General features: G+C 40.9%; 15 protein-coding genes. 9 read left to right on the top strand and 6 right to left on the bottom strand.

Annotation, left to right across the window (positions count from 1 at the left end; all coding sequences use genetic code 11):
• Positions 1-286: 286 nt before the first annotated feature.
• From KHS79_RS16385 to KHS79_RS16360, 6 genes are all read left to right on the top strand, one after another.
• Positions 287-700, top strand: coding sequence for a hypothetical protein (locus KHS79_RS16385; RefSeq protein WP_212720378.1), 414 nt, complete (start codon positions 287-289; stop codon positions 698-700).
• A 262-nt stretch (positions 701-962) separates the two neighbouring features.
• On the top strand, positions 963-1,520 hold the full coding sequence (locus KHS79_RS25940; RefSeq protein ID WP_233468467.1) for a DUF411 domain-containing protein: 558 nt from the start codon (positions 963-965) through the stop codon (positions 1,518-1,520).
• The gene (locus KHS79_RS16375; RefSeq protein WP_212720377.1) at positions 1,520-2,881 is read left to right on the top strand and encodes a TolC family protein; all 1,362 of its coding nucleotides are present in this window, start codon (positions 1,520-1,522) and stop codon (positions 2,879-2,881) included. The genes KHS79_RS25940 and KHS79_RS16375 overlap by 1 nt, the downstream gene beginning before the upstream one ends.
• 60 nt (positions 2,882-2,941) lie before the next feature.
• The gene (locus tag KHS79_RS16370) at positions 2,942-4,579 is read left to right on the top strand and encodes an efflux RND transporter periplasmic adaptor subunit (protein ID WP_212720376.1); all 1,638 of its coding nucleotides are present in this window, start codon (positions 2,942-2,944) and stop codon (positions 4,577-4,579) included.
• Positions 4,576-7,752, top strand: coding sequence for an efflux RND transporter permease subunit (locus KHS79_RS16365; protein ID WP_212720374.1), 3,177 nt, complete (start codon positions 4,576-4,578; stop codon positions 7,750-7,752). Before KHS79_RS16370 ends, KHS79_RS16365 begins: the two co-directional genes overlap by 4 nt.
• 35 nt (positions 7,753-7,787) lie before the next feature.
• Entirely contained in the window at positions 7,788-8,282 is a 495-nt protein-coding gene (locus KHS79_RS16360) for a cupredoxin domain-containing protein (RefSeq protein ID WP_051311700.1), read from the top strand.
• Between the two features lie 166 nt (positions 8,283-8,448).
• On the opposite strand, the gene KHS79_RS16355 is transcribed toward KHS79_RS16360, so the two are convergent.
• Both KHS79_RS16355 and KHS79_RS16350 read right to left on the bottom strand, forming a co-directional pair.
• Positions 8,449-9,000, bottom strand: a complete 552-nt coding sequence (locus KHS79_RS16355; protein WP_212720372.1) for a hypothetical protein — start codon at positions 8,998-9,000, stop codon at positions 8,449-8,451.
• 17 nt (positions 9,001-9,017) lie between these two features.
• Positions 9,018-9,926 carry a phage tail protein gene (locus KHS79_RS16350; RefSeq protein ID WP_212720370.1) on the bottom strand — a complete coding sequence of 303 codons (909 nt, stop codon included), beginning with the start codon at positions 9,924-9,926 and terminating at the stop codon, positions 9,018-9,020.
• A gap of 410 nt (positions 9,927-10,336) precedes the next feature.
• On the opposite strand from KHS79_RS16350, the gene KHS79_RS16345 reads away from it, so the two are divergent.
• From KHS79_RS16345 to KHS79_RS16335, 3 genes are all read left to right on the top strand, one after another.
• Positions 10,337-14,443: a toxin VasX gene (locus KHS79_RS16345; RefSeq protein ID WP_212720368.1), complete on the top strand. Its 4,107-nt coding sequence runs from the start codon at positions 10,337-10,339 to the stop codon at positions 14,441-14,443.
• Complete coding sequence (locus KHS79_RS16340) at positions 14,443-15,384, top strand: hypothetical protein (protein ID WP_212720366.1); 942 nt, start codon at positions 14,443-14,445, stop codon at positions 15,382-15,384. Before KHS79_RS16345 ends, KHS79_RS16340 begins: the two co-directional genes overlap by 1 nt.
• 436 nt (positions 15,385-15,820) lie before the next feature.
• Positions 15,821-16,762, top strand: coding sequence for a hypothetical protein (locus KHS79_RS16335; protein WP_212720364.1), 942 nt, complete (start codon positions 15,821-15,823; stop codon positions 16,760-16,762).
• A gap of 393 nt (positions 16,763-17,155) precedes the next feature.
• On the opposite strand, the gene KHS79_RS16330 is transcribed toward KHS79_RS16335, so the two are convergent.
• The 4 genes from KHS79_RS16330 to KHS79_RS16315 all read right to left on the bottom strand — a co-directional run bounded on the left by KHS79_RS16330 (position 17,156) and on the right by KHS79_RS16315 (position 21,182).
• Positions 17,156-18,508, bottom strand: a complete 1,353-nt coding sequence (locus KHS79_RS16330) for a CAP domain-containing protein (protein ID WP_212720362.1) — start codon at positions 18,506-18,508, stop codon at positions 17,156-17,158.
• Between the two features lie 180 nt (positions 18,509-18,688).
• Positions 18,689-19,234: a NapC/NirT family cytochrome c gene (locus KHS79_RS16325; protein ID WP_212720360.1), complete on the bottom strand. Its 546-nt coding sequence runs from the start codon at positions 19,232-19,234 to the stop codon at positions 18,689-18,691.
• Positions 19,235-19,236: 2 nt separating this feature from the next.
• Complete coding sequence (locus KHS79_RS16320) at positions 19,237-20,139, bottom strand: cytochrome c3 family protein (protein ID WP_212720358.1); 903 nt, start codon at positions 20,137-20,139, stop codon at positions 19,237-19,239.
• Positions 20,140-20,828: 689 nt separating this feature from the next.
• Positions 20,829-21,182, bottom strand: a complete 354-nt coding sequence (locus tag KHS79_RS16315; RefSeq protein WP_212720357.1) for a cupredoxin domain-containing protein — start codon at positions 21,180-21,182, stop codon at positions 20,829-20,831.
• Positions 21,183-21,190: the final 8 nt, after the last annotated feature.

Genomic DNA, 21,190 nt, shown 5'->3' with positions numbered 1-21,190 from the left:
TTTTGTTATCTTCACTCTTGACCACCAAGGATGGTGGAAATGCAGTTTATGCAGGAGCATTTAACTGCCACCCCAATCACCTATTAATATGGGCTCATGGGGCTTCGTCACTCGATGGCCGCATTCGTATTGGGTATATATGCACCTCCTAGTAAGGTGTAAGAGAGAGGTATGAGCCTACTGAAACCTATTGCCTGTTGCAGTTGAACTTTTTGAAATGCAAGGTATCCTAGTCAACATTGGCCCACTAAGTGTCTATTACATAACACTCAAGAAAATACTTGGAATGAATCTCAAACTGTTTTCACTCATAATGCTTTTACTACTGACACTCACCAGTCAGAGTAAAGTATTTGCTGTGGAAACAGATACGACACATGCTATGCAGCTCCAGCAAGTTAAGACTGAGCATCAAACTAAACATCCCAGAACTAAACATCATAGTGATACAGCAGCTGCTACCCAACAAATGGATAGCAACACTCACACATGCTGCAAAGCGTCCTCTTCTTCTCAATACCACAGCAAGTGCCAGCAAAGTGGGTCATGCTCCAGTGGTCATTGCTTATCATCTGTTGTATTACCAACAACCACGTCCTCAACACCTTTACCCGAAAAAGCGTTGGAACTTAGTCTGTATACCACCTTTACACCTTCACACCCTTCAAGTATCCCCTACCGACCTCCCATTATTGGCTAACCTGTCTATATCGATCGCATATCCTTAGTGTTGTCACTTTGGACTTCGCGAACAAACCCATTTCCAGGTTCACAGTACAGATTTTGCTAAGCAGCTTAAGCAGATAGGTTTAAAGGCAACGATTGCTGTTGTTAATAAATATCAGCTTTGTGAACAATAACGAGTATAGGAATTCGTTATTCAATTCTGCTGCAAAAGCCCTGTGAACAACTGAATATCAGTAACTGTTATATAACAGTTAGTTAAACAGGTTTTTGCCATTATGCTCACTCTTAAACTATTTCGTTTCTTTGCTTACTGTATTTTTTTCTTGCCTTTTATTTCTGGCTTTGCCGTTGCTGAGACTGAATCCAATCGTCCGCAAAGTCCCCAAGTCAGTGCGGGTCAGACTCAAGCCTCTAATAATGGCCTTCAGCTCACCGTCTACAAAAATCCAAGTTGTGGATGTTGCAAAAAATGGATGACACACCTGAATGAGCAGGGTATTAAAACACAGGCTGAACACCTTGATGACCTATTAGCGATCAAAACCCAATACAACATACCCTCAACTCACCGTTCATGTCATACAGCAGTATTGACGTCCCCCAAAAACAACAAAACTTATGCATTTGAAGGTCATATCCCTGCTAAATTCATCAAACAGTTCCTAGAAAATCCTCCTACTCATGCAACGGGTTTAGCTGTCCCTGCAATGCCGGTAGGTAGTCCTGGGATGGAATATGGTAATGAATTTTTACCCTATGAAGTGTTTTTAATTAAAGAAGATGGCTCAACTACCACTTATGCTCAGGTGCAAACACTGGAGGATCAATACTAATGACCTCCCAAGCACTATTAACCATAACGGCTGGGGTTTTCCTCAGCCTGGCTTCTGGTATGAGTTACGGCTCGCCACTTACCCTGTCGCAAGCGCTTCGCCTGGCACAACAAAATGATCCATGGCTCACTAAAAGCCAGCATATCCAAAAGGCGACCATGGCCAAGCAAATCGCCGCAGGCACCTTACCTGACCCCAAAATGTCAGTGGGCTTGGCAAACCTGCCTACTGACACCTTTGACTTTGATCAGGAGCCAATGACGCAATTTAAAGTAGGTGTAGCCCAAATGTTTCCTCGTGGCGACAGTCTACAACTCAAACAGCAGCAACTTAAACTACAAAGTCAGCAACATCCTTTCCTGCGACAAGACCGTAAAGCCAAAGTGGCCGTGACTGTAAGTCAGTTATGGTTGGATGCATACCTTGCCCAGGAAAGTATTGCCCTTATTAATCGTAATCGGGGCTTATTTGAGCAGTTATCGGGTGTAGCTCAGGCCAGTTATGCTTCAGCCATGGGTAAGTCCCGTCAGCAGGATATTGTTCGTGCTCAGTTAGAACTAACACGGCTGGATGATCGCTTAACAAACCTGAAGCAGCAACAGGAAATGCGATTACAGGCATTATCGGAGTGGACAAGTGATGCCTTTATCAGCGAAATAAAACCAAGCAACATAAAGGGGCGCATCGCATCCCCTACTATGGTTTCAAGCTATTCAGTCAATAGACTAACTCTCAGCCAAAAACTGCCTAACCTTCATCTTCTTAAACGACAACTGGTTTTTACAAAAAATTCCACACCACAAACACTCGCCAAGTATTTTATGCAACATCCTGCAGTAAAGGCATTGGATCAGCAAATACAAGCTAACCAGACTGAAATAAAACTTGCTGAACAAAAATACAAACCCGAATGGGGTGTTAATGCCAGCTACAGTTACCGAGATGATGCCCCCAACGGTAATGATCGTGCTGACTTTTTTTCAGTAGGCGTAACCTTCGACTTACCACTGTTTACCACAAACCGACAAGATAAAGAGGTGCAAGCTGCAGCATCTCAAGCGGAAGCTATTAAAACCGAAAAGTGGTTGTTGTTAAGGAATATGATGGCGCGATTTGAAACAGCAAAAGTACAACTCAAACGATTAGATCAACGCTTATCGTTATACCAGTCACAGCTTTTACCACAAATGCATCAACAGGCGGAAGCCGCTTTGACAGCTTATACCAATGATGAAGGCGATTTTGCTGAAGTCGTTCGCGCACGCATTGCAGAGCTTAATGCAGAAATTGACGCACTAACCATTAATGTTGCAAAACAGAAAACCATCGCACAATTGAATTATTTTCTCATCACAAAATAAATTTTAAGACATAAAAGAAGCAGTAAAAATGATACTGTTTTTTGCGTAGGAGAAACATCAATGACAACGTTTCTGCGTCATAAAGGTACGCTGATAACGGGCATTATTCTGGGCATATTACTCGGTTTGTCAGGTTATAAAATTACCGTATTAAATACTGATACATCATCAAAACAGGCTAACAGTAATACAACAAGTGACGAAAAAAAACCGTTATACTGGGTTGCTCCTATGGACCCCAATTACCGTCGAGATAAACCTGGGAAGTCGCCCATGGGTATGGATTTAATTCCCGTTTATAAAGAAGATCAATCAGATCAGGACGCAGGCCCAGGCACTATAAAAATAGCGCCAAATGTCGTTAATAATTTAGGCGTAAGAACAGCAAAGGTCACCAGGCAACCTTTAACCGCTAGTATTACTACCGTAGGTTATATTCAGTACGACCAAGACCGATTAATTCATATTCACCCACGCGTAGAAGGCTGGATAGAAACCCTTTATGTAAAAGCACAAGGCAATACGGTGCAAAAAGGTGATCCACTATACGCAATTTATTCACCCGCACTCGTAAATGCACAAGAAGAATTTTTATTGGCTCTACAACGTAATAACCAACAACTTATTAATGCGGCTATTGACCGCTTAAAAGCACTACAACTACCCACTACCACCATAGAAAAATTACGAAAAACTCGACAAGTACAACAAACTGTCACGTTCTTTGCGCCCCAAAGTGGCGTCGTAGATAACTTGAATATTCGTGAAGGTTTCTTTGTTAAACCAGGCATGACTTTGATGGCTCTAGGTTCTCTCAAAGAGGTCTGGGTTGAAGCAGAAGTTTTTGAACGCCAGGCAGCGTTAGTTAAACCGGATATGGCCGTGACGATGTCCTTGGATTATCTGCCCGGAAAAACCTGGCAAGGCAAAGTGGACTATATCTACCCAACACTCGATGCCAAAACCCGAACCGTAAAAGTACGTCTGCGTTTTGCTAACCCAAATAAAGTACTTAAACCCAATATGTTTGCACAGGTGGTTATTCACGCCGATAGCACAGAGCAGCGGCTACTTGTCCCCCGTGAAGCCATCATTCGTACCGGGCGGCAAGATCGAGTGGTACTGGCTTTAGGTGATGGCCAGTTCAAATCCATTGCGATCACCATGGGTAAAATGAATGAACACTATGTTGAGGTCATAAACGGCTTAAAGGAAGGTGACAGTATTGTCACATCGGCTCAGTTTTTACTGGATTCTGAATCCAGCAAAAACTCTGACTTTCAACGGATGAGCTCAACGGATCAAACATCTCAAAACACAGCACAACATGACCACCATACTGAGCAGAGTGTGGAACCCAAAACAGAAAAAAAACCATCAAGTGCCTGGGTTGAAGCAGAAGTGCATAAAATAATGCCTGACACCCGAACAATAAATGTCACACACCAAGCTATTCCAGAGTGGCAATGGCCTGTCATGACGATGGACTTTATGTTGGCAGACAATATTAATATTAATCAGTTATCTCCAGGATTAACTGTTCATATTGAAGTGCAAAAAGCCAGTAATAACCATTACCAAATAACCCAAGTACACATTCCCAGCACCCCGCAACAAACATCAGAAAAAACCAGCAAGCAACAACACAGCGACCATAGTGAAGTGCATAAGCATGGACAACCAGGAGAAACACCATGATTAAAGCCATTATTCACTGGTCAGTTCATAATCGCTTTTTTGTTTTGCTGGCAACGTTTATCTTAGTGGGTATTGGTTTTTATTCACTCAAAAATACGCCTGTTGATGCTATACCTGACCTGTCAGATGTGCAGGTGATTATAAAAACCAGTTATCCTGGACAAGCTCCTCAAGTGGTCGAAGATCAAGTCACTTATCCGCTTACTACTGCAATGTTATCGGTGCCTGGCGCTGTCACAGTCCGCGGCTACTCATTTTTTGGTGACTCCTATGTGTACGTCATTTTTGATGAAGATACCGATTTATACTGGGCACGTAGTCGTGTTTTAGAGTACCTCAGTCAGGTGGCTCCCTCATTGCCGACGACGGCACGCCCTCAATTGGGGCCTGATGCTACTGGGGTTGGCTGGGTTTACCTTTATGCTTTGGTGGATAAAACCGGTCAGCATGATATTAGCCAACTACGCAGTATTCAGGATTGGTTTTTAAAATATGAATTACAAACCATCCCAGGTGTATCCGAAGTAGCGACTATTGGTGGCATGGTTAAGCAGTATCAGGTAAAGGTAAACCCTGACAAACTCCGTGCCTTTGGAATTCCCCTTGCACATATTCAACAAGCCATTAAGCAAAGCAATCAGGAAGTGGGTGCTTCTGTCGTTGAAATGGCTGAGGCTGAATATATGGTACGTGCCTCCGGCTATATTCAGAACCTGCAAGACTTAAGCAATATCCCACTCGGCGTTAACCAAAATGGTATTCCTCTTCTCTTAAAAGATGTGGCGGATATTAATTTAGGTCCTCAAATGCGACGTGGCATTGCCGAGTTAGACGGTGAGGGAGAAACCGTAGGTGGTGTCGTTGTTATGCGCTTTGGTGAAAATGCACAACATGTAATCGATGGCGTTAAAGCAAAATTGCAACAACTGAAACAGGGACTACCAAAAGGTGTGGAGTTAATAACGGTCTATGACCGCTCAGGGTTAATTGAGCGGGCTGTTGACAATCTTTGGCATAAGCTGTTGGAAGAATTTATTGTTGTCGCACTGGTATGTATTGTATTTCTTTTCCATGTCCGTTCATCCTTAGTGGCTATTATCAGTTTACCGGTAGGTATTCTCACCGCATTTATCGTGATGTATGCCCAGGGTATTAATGCCAATATCATGTCATTAGGCGGTATTGCCATTGCGATTGGCGCGATGATTGATGGTGCCATTGTTATGATTGAAAACATGCATAAACATATGGAACGCACGCCACTTACGCCTCAAAATCGCTGGCAAATTGTCGCTCAATCAGCCAGTGAAGTTGGCCCTGCACTCTTTTTTAGCTTATTAATTATTACTGTAAGTTTTGTGCCCGTCTTCACCTTAGAAGCCCAGGAAGGCCGCATGTTCTCACCACTGGCGTTTACTAAAACCTATGCGATGGCAGCGGCGGCGGCACTGGCAATTACTTTAGTCCCAGTATTAATGGGCTATTTTATTCGGGGTAAAGTCATAGCCGAACATAAAAACCCTGTCAATCGTTTATTAACAACACTGTATTTACCCTGCCTGAAAATGGTTTTACGCTTTCCAAAAATAACGCTGTTGTTCGCTTTTATTACCTTAGGCATTGCAATTTGGCCACTGGATAAAATTGGTAGTGAATTTATTCCTCCGCTTGATGAAGGTGATTTAATGTATATGCCAACCACTTATCCAGGCATATCAATTGGTAAAGCGCGGGAATTATTACAACAAACCGATAAATTAATTCGAACCTTACCCGAAGTACACAATGTGTTTGGTAAAGTAGGACGAGCAGAAACAGCTACAGACCCCGCACCATTAACCATGATCGAAACCTTTATCCAACTTAAACCACGTGATCAGTGGCGCCCCGGTATGACAACTGATAAATTGAAAAAAGCGCTGGATAAATTAGTAAAACTACCTGGCGTCACTAATGCCTGGGTAATGCCCATCAAAACCCGTATTGATATGCTAGCCACTGGTATTAAAACACCCGTCGGTATTAAAATTGCTGGCCCTGACCTTACGAAAATCCAAACGATTGGCCAACAGTTAGAAACTATTTTAAAAGATGTACCAGGTACTGCGTCGGTTTACTCAGAACGTGTTGCAGGTGGTCGTTATATTAAAGTCGATATTCAACGGGAAAAAGCAGCCCGTTATGGCTTAAATATTGCCGATATACAACAAGTGGTTGCTACTGCTATTGGTGGGATGAATGTTTCACAGACTGTTGAGCGTTTAGAACGTTACCCTATCAACATACGTTATCCACAGGATTATCGTAACTCACCAGAACAGCTTGCATTACTACCGATTGTGACGCCTATGGGCCAACGTATATCGTTAGGTGATGTCGCCAATATCGATATCGAGGATGGCCCGCCAGGTATCAAAAGCGAAAATGCTCGCTTAAATGGCTGGACATTTGTAGATATCGAAAATATGGATGTTGGCACTTATGTTCAACAGGCGCAACGTACCGTCAATGAAAAACTGTCACTACCTGCCGGCTATTCCATCAGCTGGTCAGGCCAGTATGAATATATGCTGAGAGCTAAGGCTAAATTAATGTATGTGGTACCACTCACCCTCGCGATTATTGTGGTATTGCTATTTATGAATTTTCGTAATCTGGCCGAAGTGCTCATGATTATGGGCACCCTTCCCTTTGCCATGGTTGGTAGTATCTGGTTAATGTATTGGCAAGGCTATAATTTTTCTGTGGCGGTTGGTGTTGGCTTTATTGCATTAGCTGGTGTGGCTGTTGAAATTGGCGTAATTATGCTGGTTTACCTCAATCAAGCCTATAGCACTTTATTACAAGACAGCCAACAGCAAGGTTCTTACCCCTCTGTTGTGGAACTTAAAAACGCAATCATACAAGGTGCGGGTATGCGGGTACGTCCAGTGATGATGACTGCGGCCGCCATCATTGTAGGCTTATTACCTATTTTATATGGCTCTGGCACTGGTTCAGAAGTCATGAGCCGTATTGCAGCACCCATGGTGGGCGGTATGTTAAGTGCTGTGTTTTTAACGCTATTGGTTTTACCTGCCGTGTATTTTTTATGGCAGCGCTATCAGCTACACGTCGCTATACAGAAAAAGCATGCTACTCCTTTTTCTGAAAGCATCGGCAGTCTCAAATAAAGAAACACACCGGCAACTCAAACGGAGTTATAATCATGGACAATTATCTCTCACGATTCCTTTCCAGCGCTCTATTTTTTATCGCCCTTTTATCTTCACCACTGGCTCTCGCCAGTGGTTCGGGACACCACCATCATCAAAAAACCGCTAGTGCTGTTGGCCAACCTGCAGAACAAACACAGGCGACAAAAACCATTCATGTAACAATGACTGATAATATGAAGTTTTATTTTCAGGAGGCACTCAATATAGCACCTGGCGACACGGTACTTTTTATTGTAAAAAATGACGGGAAAATACCTCATGAGTTTTCTATAGGCAACCAGCATGAGCACAAGGAACATCAAAAAATGATGCGTAAAATGCCCAATATGCGGCATGAAGATGGCAATACCATTACTGTTGATCCTGGTAAAACTAAAGAAATCGTCTGGCAATTTAATGGTGAAAAAGAGGTGATTTTTGCCTGTAATATCCCAGGGCATTATGAAGCAGGTATGCACCATCGAATGACACTAATCGGAAAGTAGCTTTGCCATTATATCTACTACGATAATTAAATAGTTACAGATGCATTACTAACAAACGCAACCTGATTTCCAATGAGTACGCAGTAAATCCTTCCCTGGAGGCTTGTCTGCTGCAGGGATGCGACAGACAGTTCTTTGGAAATCAGTCCATTTTTTATATTTTGAGCTATTTTTCAGGCCACTTAGATACTTTTAAAAACGGTTTTGTCCATTTAGGGGGCTTTGGTAATTTCACGTTTGGCCATTTATCTTCTTTAGGCCATTTGGATAAACTTAAACTGTATTTAATTAGCTCATCCTTTTGTATGTCCGTAAGCAAAATATCATTAATAGTAAACCCTGGACTAAACATCTTATCAATTTGTGCTTTTAAATTATCCCTAATTTCTCTAGCTTTTACTTTAATTTCTTCCAAAGAAACCATCTTTTGAGATATTAGTGATCCATCCCAAACCCACTGACCTTCACTTTTATCAAAAAAACCTTTTGGAACCTGAGCTGTTTCCACCTCAGCAACAGACATATGAACGGGCCATAAAGAGGAAACATCCTCACTATGAGAGACTATAACACCTTTATGATCATAAACAATTTTTAAAGTATCCCGACTAAATTTAATTTGAGAGTCATACCAGTCATTATCTAAATCATCACATAAATATAATGTATTAGGAATAGCTTTTTCAGGCTTGTAAAGTTTTAAATTTTTTAATTCCATAATAATCTTGATTATAGCTAAATAGATGAAACTGTTAACCATTGCCCGTTTACTAATTTTTGCAATGGCCGAGCATAGACAACATCAACTAAATCATCAGCAGGTGGTCCATTAGTAACCCCCGTAATCACAAAACCACTTCTGTCACTAATACCAACATTCCTCCAAATAACTCCATGCTGAACAGCACCTAAGCGTATACCCTGAATATATAGTCTTTTTGAGCTTTCTGCTATATTATAAACGGCCCTCGCGGTTGCAAGCTTATCAGACGTATTCACATCAACTGCATCCGTTTTCGCGTTAGGTAACTGGTCTAAACCAACATCTACTTTAGTCGGCTTATACCCCTCATGATAGACACGTTGATTATGTTTTTCGCCAGCATAGATATCCCCAACCACATGAATATCGGCCTCAAAAAGACCTCCTGTTTTGGGTACATAATTATCTTTAACATATTGACGTGATGCCAAAACAATAGCTGGGTCAATTTTAAGTTCTATATTTTTACTGCTAGATATTTCTAAAACGACTTTTAGATAAAGGCTACTGGCACTGCCACTGTTTTGTTGAACTTTTGGTTTATAGGTTTTAGGATATTTTCCAATACAAATTAAATCACCCTGATGATCATAGAGACCGAACTCGGTAATATAAAAACCGCCTACATCAACGGGAATAACAGCTTCAGCTACAACCCAGTTTTTATTCTCCGGATCAATTGATAAATGGGTAATATTGCCAGACCAACGTTCTCTCACGAGAGATGTTGCCGTTTCGCTAGGGAAGGTTTCTTTACCTTCATCAACCCCACCATCGCCCACTTTAATCGTTGTTAACTTTAGCGTATCCCCCATTAATGTCGCATTAGTTAATTTTGCCGTACCTACTTCAGTGAGTAAGTTGTAATATTCTATATTCATAACCCCATCTATTTTTTTACTATATTATTTAGTTAATTATATTATCAGTGACCTCCTTAATTCATCAGGTGAAATTTTTCATTTTTACTTATACTCATTGTGAAGAACGCTTAAACCCACACAACAGATATCTTTGATGTTATTTTGTGACACTTACACACCAGTTTAACCATAAAATCCTTAAAATAACGAATATCTTTTTAATTGTCTGATTAGACGCTTACCAAGCGATATAGACCCAATACGAATGGTTTTTAGGTGCGGCCATCGAGTGACGAAGCCCCATGAGCCTATATTAATAGGTGATTGGGGTGAGGAGCGAAGATAACAAAACCTAGAAATCATTCGTGAAGGGTATAGATGTCAGCTTCAGGCATTATTCTCTAATAGCAACAGGTTGGATATGTATAATGCGTCGCAAGTTTGATATACATTCGTTCCGCGAACGAATGAAGGAGGATCGTTCTTACGATATTACCCAAGACCGCTATTGGGAAGCAGATGAAACCATGTCGATCTATGGTGATCCTGAATTAGGCACATCTGTGTGGGATGATGTAAGAAGCTTAGAGCAGGTCGACGAAGGCAGAACGCTGTTACCTTATGTAATACGTGATAAAACACCTCCTATCTTGGATCGCATCATACCGCCAGTGCCTGAGCCTGATACTTCGCCTGATGTAAATTTCAAAATTGTAATTGAAGTGGCAGGTATCCAACATAACAGCTCACAACGGTTGTATTTAGGTACCGAGAAAGACAGTGAACAAGGGCTTGATCTAAAAGCCGCTGTCACCCACTTTAAGGATGAAGAGCATTATCGCAGCCTCGTCGAGTTTAATAACCTCCAGAATGTCCCCCGAGAGCTGGGTATTCGTATTGCCATGCATGGTCGTGGTGAACCTCCTCTTTATCTGCCACTTATTCAACAGGTTCAGCCTGTACCAAAAGAAACAGAGAAAGCACTTTGGGATACGATCATTATTCCCGTCAAACCCTTGACTTATATTAATGAGAAAAAATCCCGTCCAGAATCGGATATCCTCCAAGAGGATGGCTGGGTCTATGTCTTTTGGAAAAATAAACTATGGCGGGAACTACAAGTCAGCAACAACCAAACCTACCGCGATACACGTCTGACGCTGCATCGTCATGCCCGCCAAAGCCGCTTAGGATTATCTGACCCCAATGTACGTGAAGCACTTGGCACTGCTTACGACACTATCTGGGTACCCTATAAACTGAATGGTGAAGTACAACAAGGTGCAAATGGCGTAAAAATACTGTTTAGCCCACAGCAACTAAGTTGGGAAGATATTGACCAGCTTGAAAGTAATCCTGCTGAATTAGATAAACAGGCTACATCCGTTGATAGTGTTGCAGTTTATGAACAAAGCAAAGGCTTTGATTTAGCCGAGGGGCCTGTTGGTCCCATTGCGCCAGCACTGCTTGACCAAAATAAAGAAGTGGTTCCCCCGCAAAAAAATAAACGTGTCTCATCAGAACGATACCTCGATCGCAACCGCGCCAATAAAATTCCTGTCGTTTATTTAACTGAGCGCCCTATTGATACTAAAGTGACGGCTATTTACCCCGTTCGCTTTGCTTATGCTAACTTTTTTGAAGAATCACTCGAAAAAGCAGCTGAGCCACCATCCATCAATACCATGCTCGGCGCAAACACCATTGCCGATGGCAAAGGCTACGTCATACGATTATTACGCCAAGGCTGGGTATATATTCGGGAAGAAGATGACAGCGCTAACGGCCATTTTCATATCTTTAAATACACAAAAACCGAAGAGAACGGCACCGTAAAAGAGCAGTTTGATAAATACCTCTTTAAAAACAAAGTGAATGCACAAGGTGGCTTGGTATATGACAGCTCCGGCAGTGAGAACGGCTACCCTTTCATTTTTGTTAAGCGCTCTTTAAAAGAAATCAGTATCGCCTACAGTGAACACGAGTGGCACGCTGATGTCATCGATAAAATGAATGGGCAACTGGACGCGCGTAAAAAAGCGATGCAACGGGTCAATTTGCATGCTGATCAAGATCCTTACGCACTACCTGCTACCACAGAAAACTTTAAACAGCTGGTTGAGGATTACCGGGGCCGCAAACATCGTTTATTAGCGCTTAAAAATGCCGATGTAGACCCCTCTGTCAAAGACATCAGTTTAGACATTCTCACAACAGAAACATCCTACGAGCTTGAAGCTGACCAGATTGCGGCTGAACTTCAGGAAAAAACACTGTACAGTAAGACAGCACGAATCGTTGCTTTACACGATCCTGTTGGTCGTCAAAAAGAAATTGCCCGTGTTCATGCCATGTTGTCGCTCTGGGAGAAAGAGTATGCCTCTAAAAGTATGTATCCCTATGTCATTGGGCAAATTGTCAATGACTTAAAGCGCTCGGCAGAAGGGGAGATTAAAGAAATCGTCGAAGAATCCATCAATTGGCAGGAACATGGTGAATACTGGCAAAATATTGAGGATGAATTTTCGGTATTCAAAAAACGGCAGGAGCAGTTCGCCTCACTTTATAAATCCTTTATGTTTGGTTCTGCCAATATTGGCACTGTTGGCTCTCTCGATACTTACTTTAAAAATTTCTTTTGTCATGCGCCCCATTCTAATCAGGATGCTGAGCAAGAGTTGCAAAAACTTTGCGAGCTATCTGAAGGCATATACCAAGGAATCATTGCATCAGTATCTGGTAAACAAGTACTAGAAGAAATTATTTCCGATGCAGCAGAGCAGCCTAAAGAAATTGAAAGCTCTACAAATGCTTATCACGTGGCCTTCCAGCTATTCAGACTCATTGTTACTACCCCTCAAGAAGGGTTTGACTGGTCAATCGCTTCAGTGAAAGCGGTTGATAAGCTTTTACAGCAGGTTGGTGCCATATGGGGGCACTCAGTTTCTTTATTGAAATTTAGTAAAGAGCTGGGTCAGCGAACTGTTAATAAACTGACGTTTAATGCCTTAAAATATGTAACGAATCAGCTAATATACGATGTATTTAAAGTCTATGGGCTAGAGCTTGATACCAATAAAAGAATACGAATGACCCACGATGAACTGGCAAAAACCCTTGCTAACTGTATTAATAAATCCAGTAATAGTAAAAACGCCAACACCATTCTCGATAAAGCTGTTAAGAAAGTTCAAAGAGGCCAATCATTATTTAACTGGGCAGAGCGAGTGAAATCTCAAAAACTTCCTGAGCTTCTTAATCTTTCAGAAGTGCGCGTGGTAAGAGCCTCAGGTCATCGCTATTCATTTGTTGTCCCAACCAACAGAGTTGAAAAAATAGGGTTAATTTTCGATACAAGCTTTGCGGGTTTATCATGCTTTTTTAATTTGATGACAATCTATGATATTACTCAATCTACCCGCTTTTCCAAAGCAAACCCCTTCAATCAAGGAAACAGTCTTTATTCAGCCATCTCCCTAACAGCAACTATCAGCTCACTTACGCTTGATTCAGCTTTGATTATGCGTTCAGGAGTTCTTGTTACTAATTCAGCATTAAACAAAGCAGCTCCGCTTTTAGTAAAAGCGCTAGCACCTAAGATGATGGGAGCTGCAACCAGGTTAGGGGAATTTCTTGCTTCCAAGACTGCTACACGCCTGATTGTTATAGCCAACGTGGCTACTATGCTGTCATCATCATGGGATGCTCTTAAAGCTTATAATCGAGGAAGTTATGGAGAAGCTACAGGATACTCTTTAATGGCCGTAGGGTCAGCAATGGTTTTTTCCCAGGTGTTATTTACTGCAGGCTCAGCGAGTACAGCAGCAGGTGCTAGTGCTGCAGGCACTGGCGTAGGACTTCCTGTCGGCGTAATTATTGCTGCTATTGGCCTCTTAATTTTGGGTATTGGTGGTGCACTACTTATTATCTACGGTCAAACCCCATTAGAAACATTGCTTAAAAACTGTTTTTGGGGATCAGGGTCCAAATATCTTTTTTGGCCGGGAGATAGAAGTAAATTGCTAAGGGATGACCGACCCGATATTTCTACAAGATTGACTTGGAGTCAAGATATTAGCGTAGCACCTGAAATACAACTTGCTTACCGAATGGAATTACAGGAGTTTATGAATATCCTATATATGCCTCAGCTTAAGCTAGATAAAAATATTGGACTATTTCCAGGTTCTGGCAACACCTACCACTATAAATTCATTTTACCGGGGTTTGAGCCAGGTATATCTGAAGTTGAATTTGCACTTTATACCAAGGCAGGTTTTGATGAAAATGGACAGTACATCATTAAGCCTAACAAATTACTTACTCAGCAGATGGCAGAAAAAATGAAGACAGCTGATGTAAAACTTAAAGAGGGTGCAGCTCATTTTAGCCTTGAGATGAAGTTCAACACCAAAGCCAGCATATTCTGGGTATATCGGCCTCAGCCTAATATTATTGTTCCAATGCGTTTAATTACCGATGACGGGAGATTAAAAACACCTATTATCGGCATGCGAGATGAGAGACCATTGTAATGGGAAAGTTTATTAAAACTATTTATCCAAAGCCTTTTTTCCTGAAACGGAAAGAATTACTGATCATAGACATTAGTTCATTTACGCAACCTGAGCCTATTATTGAAATTAACGATCGTCAGCTTAAGGTCATGCAAAATAAAACTGAAATCCGAAATTGGTGGGCAAGTCTATTTTTGCTAGGACTTATTTCTATGCTTGGATTTAAGCTACTTGACTACTATGAAGCATGGAACAGTGCAGAATGGTCAGCTAATAGATTTATTTACTTAAGAATAAGTCAGTATGGCAGCAGTTATTTTAAACAAACTAACGATATTGGTGCTTTAAAAATATATAACAAGGTAGGTGATGACGGAAAAATGTCATTTAGAGAATTTATCCATGATCGCTATAACAACTATACGCACACCACGCAGCGTATTATTGGTGACATCATTTTTACGGGCATTCCCTTACTTGGTATTTCTATCCTATTGCCTTGGATAATTTTATTACGCAAGCCAGCCCCGTTGATTTTTGATCGGGAAAAACGAGTAGTATATAGCTGGCAAAAAGGGGGCGTTTGGGCACAGCGGTATGATGATATTCGGCTTCACGAAAACATCCAGATGATCCTATTTTTTCTACGTTGCGAACTAAAAGATGGTTCATTAGGCTGGGCGAAATACTCATTGCAACCCACAGGAAATCCTTTATTTTCACCGTTGTCAGCCTATAAACCCACTTTAGCGTATATTGCTCAATTTATGGAATATGGCCGAGAAAAAGTTTTACCGGATCAAGACTCATGGCAAGCCAAGCCTCCGTTTTACTTTAGGGATGATCCAGAACCTGCAAATATTGAACAAGAAATTAACCGTATTCTGCAGCGCATCACTGAAGTGAATAATGAAATTCCATTAGATGAAGAGGGAAACCCTATTCCACCAGAGGAGTAAATTTCAAAAATACTGATAAAAAGATATCGTTAGTGTTTTGGCTCTGGTCAAGCTGGTGACAAAAGCAGCCTAATTCCCATTGAACACGCCGTGCATCCTTCCCTGGAGGCTCGATTGCCGCGTCCTGCGGCAAACGGTTCAACGCTAATCAGCCGGCTTTTGTTGAAAAATAGAACCTATGACTTTACTAACAACCACCTATTTCAAGAATCTTTGTTTTATAATATTAACATCACCTCAATATTCGCCAATGGTGCCTGAGATTGTTTGTACAACACGTGCCGGGAGCACGGGGAGTGTCAGAGGCCAAGGATAGCCTTCTGACATGGGTGAAGCAAATAATCTCTGGTTCCATATAACCACAGTATATCAATATATAATGCAAATGCAGAAAACAGGTAAAAAGTGACAATTTATACGCAAAGAGTTAAGTGTAATGGCTAGACTTTTTAAAACCACTTATCCAAATCCTTTTTTTCTGAAATGGAAAGAATTGCTGGCTATAGACCTTAGTTCATTTACACAACCGGAGCCAATAGTTGAAGTTAACACTCGTCAACTTAAGGTCATGCAAAATAAAACCGAAATCCGCAACTGGTGGGCAAGCCTATTTTTGCTTGGACTTATTTCTATGCTTGGATTTAAACTACTTGACTACTATGATGCATGGAAAAGTGCGGAGTGGAATGCAAACCGCTTCATAGAAATTGCCAAGAAAGAAAATGGGAATGAGTATTTTAGTTTTACACAAGATCCCGGTGCTCTAGCATTTTATTCTGCTGTAGGCGATGACAAAAAAATGTCATTCAAAGAGTTTATCCACGACCGCTATAACAACTACACGCATACCACGCAGCGTATTATTGGTGACATCATTTTTACGGGCATCCCCTTACTTGGTATTTCTATCCTACTGCCCTGGATAATATTATTACGCAAACCTGCACCATTGATTTTTGATCGAGAAAAACGAGTAGTATATAGCTGGCAAAAAGGGAGCGTTTGGGCACAGCGGTATGACGATATTCGACTCCACGAAAACATCCAGATGATCCTATTTTTTCTACGTTGCGAACTAAAAGATGGTTCTTTAGGTTGGGCGAAATACCCATTACAACCCACCGGAAACCCTTTATTTTCGCCACTTTCAGCTTATAAACCTACTTTAGCGTATATTGCTCAATTTATGGAATATGGCCGAGAAAAAGTTTTACCTGATCAAGACTCATGGCAAGCCAAGCCTCCGTTTTACTTTAGGGATGATCCAGGACCTGCAAATATCGAGCAAGAAATTGACCGTATTCTCCAGCGCATCACTGAGGTAAATAATGAAATTCCTTTAGATGGAGAGGGAAACCCTATTCCACCAGAGGAGTAAATTTCAAAAATACTGATAAAAAGATATCGTTAGTGTTTTGGCTCTGGTCAAGCTGGTGACAAAAGCAGCCTAATTCCCATTGAACACGCCATAAATCCTTCCCTGGAAGCTCGATTGCCGCGTCCTGCGGCAATCGGTTCAACGCTAATCAGCCGGCTTTTGTTGAAAAATAGAACCTATGACTTTACTAACAACCACCTATTTCAAGAATCTTTGTTTTATAATATTAACATCACCTCAATGTTCGCCAATGGTGCCTGAGATTGTTTGTACAACACGTGCCGGGAGCACGGGGAGTGTCAGAGGCCAAGGATGGCCTTCTGACACAGGTGGAGCAAATGATTTCAGATACCATGTGAACTTTTAATATCTATAAAATTCACTTTTAGTATTTTATTTAAACTGCCACTGTTGTCCTTTTGAATCATCCTTTGTCCAAATACCTACCCAATCGCCGTATTTTGTAAAGTGCTTCAAGTAAACCATACGATACGCCAAGTTTTGAATACGACCATCAACCAGTTGCCAGCGCTGATTAAGCTGTTGCGCATTGCATTGACCAATGACTGCTCGATTAGTCCCTTTCCACCACTGTGGCATTTGCAAGCATTTATCAGGCGCATTAGCAGGATGTAACAAACCTTTACTATCTAACTCCCATTGCTGAGATTTTGAGTTACTACAACGCGATGCATTGATGCGCGCTCCATTGGCACTGCTATTACTGGTTGTACCTAAACACACATTAAGTTTATTCTTTACAGGCTTAAACTTATTATTGCCTGGATCAGGGTTTGGCGTCGGATCTGGATTAGGGGTTGGGTCTGGATCGGGTTTACTCTGGCATGTATTGGTACCACGTAGTTTACCAAAGTTTTGCGTCCATAAATGTCGATAGCGATTATTGCTGTTATAGGCATAACCTACACCAATATCGCAATAATTTTTACTCAAAATAGAAGCTCTATGCCCAGAGCTGTTCATCCATTGCTCCATAGTGCCTTCGGCATTCGAAGAACCCGCAGCAATATTTTCGGCTGCATAACCATGCTGGTATCCCTGCGCCTTCATACGCTCAAACGGTGATCGTCCATCACGACTGGTATGGCTAAAATAGTTATTCTGAGCCATATCTTCAGAGTGCAAACGAGATGACTTAGCCAGTTTGGAATCATAATTATATTTGTGTAAATTCCGAGCTGCACGTTCCTGGTTGACTAATTTAAAAACAGCCTGCTCTCTAGTTTCATCCAGCATTTTGGCAACATTTGTCGTGCCTTGTTTCATTTCACGAATTAGCTGTTGTCCTTCAAGGTAACGGATAAAAAATGTTCTCCCCATAACCTCAATTTTACCAGAAACGCTTTCTGGAGAAATCGCAAGAATTACTTTACTGTTTGGCTCACTGTCAACAGCTCCCATCCATAAGCTACTTACTTGAGTACCTGAGATCTCAGAGGGTTGAAAACTTGTAGATGCGCCATTATCCACAACATGCTTCTTATTTACAATAACTTGAATTCCATCAAACAATTGTATTTTCAATTTATCCAAAGCAAGCAAATTGGTCGTTAAAATCTCAGGATTAATGTGAATTATTTTCTCTTTTTTAACGATGGAACTTTGGTTATTTAATTCAACAGCAGTGTGAACAGTGTTTTCTTGTGTTAGGTTTAATGTTTTAGCATTGACAACATTAACAAAAAGCACTGCTAGAGGAAGCGCAATAACTTTTGATACGCTCATAAACCTTCCTTAATACAAAATTTTACTATTATTAATAATATATTAAGAAGTTTATAATTTTCGTTGAGCTTATCGCAAAGAACACATACGCTATTATTTTTTAATAGTTAATGAGAAGTAAACTTAGACAAAAATATCAAGAGTGTATAGTTTCACATAAAAAAAGATAGTCAGTCTATTCTATTTTTTTGCAAACCCTTCATGAGGCTCAACGGGGGAATGAACCAAATTATAGTGACACTGAATGCACGTTTCTTTATTAAAAAATGACTGCGCGTGTGCTCGTTGCCCCTCAAGCGATGAAACTGCAATTTTAGACATGGTATGACAATTACGACAAGCCCTACTATCGTTGGCTAGCATTTGCTCTCTAACTTGTTTAGCTAACTGTGGCTTTAGGCTTTCCCAAACAGCTGGGTTAGTAAAGTCATTTCTTAATTCTGAAATACTATCATTAACGCCACCTTTAACATGTACCCACATAGCTAGTAATAGAGGCTTTGGTATATGGCAATCTGCACAACTAACCATAATACCACTGTCGGATGTTCGATGTTTAGAAGAAACATACACTTCATCATTTGCAATATATTTATTCATTGAATGACAACTATTACTACAAAAATCATCTGTAGATGTCACATAATTTACGTGCTCAGCCGTTAATATCAACAGCACTCCAATAACCACGCCAATGAATAATACAACTCGCTTATGTTTCAACATAGCTATTTATGAATACGTTTCACAGACTCAATAGCCCACTCTTGATCCTTATTGGTATGACAGATCAAACAAGTATATTCAACTGTGATAAATGCTTTTCCCTCGTCATTTATTCGCACAAACTTGCCATCATCTGTAAACATCTTCCAGTTGGGATCTGTGCTGATGCGAAACAGATGGCTGCGCACATCACCCTCAGCAATTTCGCCAATTTTAGCTTGGTGTTTGACTGACACAGCTGATTTAGCAACACGGGGCATATGACAGGTGGTGCATTGAAACTTGGCTTTTGCAGCAATACTATCAACTGTTTCAGTGTGGCAAGTATTACATGTGTTTTGTTCTCCTTTAAATCCATTCCCTTGATATTTTACGCTCTGGTGTGGGTCATGACAGGCTGTACATTTTATATAACGGTGGGGTGAAGCTAATAAATCTTCATACTGCTCATGATGTCTGATTAAACCATTGCTCGCGTCAATTTTATTAGCATTACCACGCCGATGACAGTCACCACAGTTTTCCTCAATACTAAGTTGTACTTGCTCAGGTTGAGAGGCATGACGAGCTCCAGCGCCGTGACAAGCTTCACAGGTAACTCCATCAGCATACCAAACCCCGTAAATACCAGGTAGATTATTTTGGTGTGGACCTTCAGGCCCAGATTGAACCCACCCTGTTGTATGACACACGCCACAGGTATAAGGTTTACGGGGTGTTTTACTTGCATCATAACCAGTCCAAGTAGATGCCGTTTTTAATATTTGGTTGGCTAAGTTAAATTGACGAAATTTATCACCCGTTAATATATAGCCTTCTTTATCCATAAAACGTGCTTTCCATGCAAATCCTCCAATAACGTAGGAAATATCATTCCAATCTTTGTCCTCTGGTGGAGAAGGCACTCCAGGGGAAGTTCCTTTTGGAAAGGAGGGAGGGCCAGTTATTTTTTGAATTTTATGGGGATGACCCGTTTTAATATAAGAAGAGTATATATCTGCGTGGCATTGATTGCATTTTTTGTCGCCAGCATATGTCTGACTCGCAATAGTGCTAGCACTAATACATAACGAAAATATCGTAAAAAAAACAATAACCATAATCGCCTACGACGAACATTAGGCCAAAGATCAGTTTTCATTATTGAGTATTTTTGTCTATAAATATAAAAAATTTATAGCCCCTCAAAAATGATCTTTCAACCAAATGATATATCCACAGATTAATCATTAAATAATAGCCACTCCATTTTATTAACAAAGCAGCATACCCTAAATGTAGTTAGCTTTGTGCAAAAACAAAAGGAGTTATCAGTTAATGCGCTGGGTAATTGCAGATAAATGCAATTTGCGATATTTGCTAGGCGCGAATCATGAAGTTTAGTTGTTCTAAATGAACAATGAGCAACAACGAGTAGTACTTTTACCGTCGTAATTCTTCGGGCCGTGATTATTTTTCCACCGAGCGGTGTTACAAGTCATTTATGTAGAATGACTACATGGCATTCCTTGTGCCTTGCTAGGCGAAAAAATAGTCTACGGCAGTGGTGATTTAAATTGTGTTAACAGGCCCTAATACAAGAACACGACCGTATTTATTCCACAATTAAAACACCACGATACATCTGCATTTGGCAATGAAAAGAGTACTCTCCGGATTTTAGAGGCGGAAGCTTAATTTCTGCAGGTTTATTCAGTGGTAATGTTTCACTAATCTCTAAGTCAGGAAACAGTACCATCTCTGCACAAGGTGAAGCATCTTTACGTATAAAGCGAAGTGTAACAGGCTGGTGAGCCGTTAGCTTAATGTGTGCTGGTTCATAGACACCATTATCAACTGTAACAATAAAGCTTGTGTTATCAACAACAGTTGTTGCCGGTTTATAAAGCCAGAACCACCAAATGATTAAGCCAATCAGCCCTAGCCCCATTACATTCATTAAAAGCATGTATCCCG

Source organism: Zooshikella ganghwensis (genome assembly GCF_018263875.1).
Lineage (GTDB): Bacteria > Pseudomonadota > Gammaproteobacteria > Pseudomonadales > Zooshikellaceae > Zooshikella > Zooshikella ganghwensis.
The sequence above is the reverse complement of the archived record's forward strand: the minus strand, read 5'-3'. Positions and strand labels throughout refer to the sequence as shown.

Excerpts from the sequence above, each read along its gene's own strand:
- KHS79_RS16385 (WP_212720378.1), top strand. The coding sequence starts at position 287 with ATGAATCTCAAACTGTTTTCACTCATAATGCTTTTACTACTGACACTC.
- KHS79_RS25940 (WP_233468467.1), top strand. The coding sequence starts at position 963 with ATGCTCACTCTTAAACTATTTCGTTTCTTTGCTTACTGTATTTTTTTC.
- KHS79_RS16375 (WP_212720377.1), top strand. The coding sequence starts at position 1,520 with ATGACCTCCCAAGCACTATTAACCATAACGGCTGGGGTTTTCCTCAGC.
- KHS79_RS16370 (WP_212720376.1), top strand. The coding sequence starts at position 2,942 with ATGACAACGTTTCTGCGTCATAAAGGTACGCTGATAACGGGCATTATT.
- KHS79_RS16365 (WP_212720374.1), top strand. The coding sequence starts at position 4,576 with ATGATTAAAGCCATTATTCACTGGTCAGTTCATAATCGCTTTTTTGTT.
- KHS79_RS16360 (WP_051311700.1), top strand. The coding sequence starts at position 7,788 with ATGGACAATTATCTCTCACGATTCCTTTCCAGCGCTCTATTTTTTATC.
- KHS79_RS16355 (WP_212720372.1), bottom strand. The coding sequence starts at position 9,000 with ATGGAATTAAAAAATTTAAAACTTTACAAGCCTGAAAAAGCTATTCCT.
- KHS79_RS16350 (WP_212720370.1), bottom strand. The coding sequence starts at position 9,926 with ATGAATATAGAATATTACAACTTACTCACTGAAGTAGGTACGGCAAAA.
- KHS79_RS16345 (WP_212720368.1), top strand. The coding sequence starts at position 10,337 with ATGCGTCGCAAGTTTGATATACATTCGTTCCGCGAACGAATGAAGGAG.
- KHS79_RS16340 (WP_212720366.1), top strand. The coding sequence starts at position 14,443 with ATGGGAAAGTTTATTAAAACTATTTATCCAAAGCCTTTTTTCCTGAAA.
- KHS79_RS16335 (WP_212720364.1), top strand. The coding sequence starts at position 15,821 with ATGGCTAGACTTTTTAAAACCACTTATCCAAATCCTTTTTTTCTGAAA.
- KHS79_RS16330 (WP_212720362.1), bottom strand. The coding sequence starts at position 18,508 with ATGAGCGTATCAAAAGTTATTGCGCTTCCTCTAGCAGTGCTTTTTGTT.
- KHS79_RS16325 (WP_212720360.1), bottom strand. The coding sequence starts at position 19,234 with ATGTTGAAACATAAGCGAGTTGTATTATTCATTGGCGTGGTTATTGGA.
- KHS79_RS16315 (WP_212720357.1), bottom strand. The coding sequence starts at position 21,182 with ATGCTTTTAATGAATGTAATGGGGCTAGGGCTGATTGGCTTAATCATT.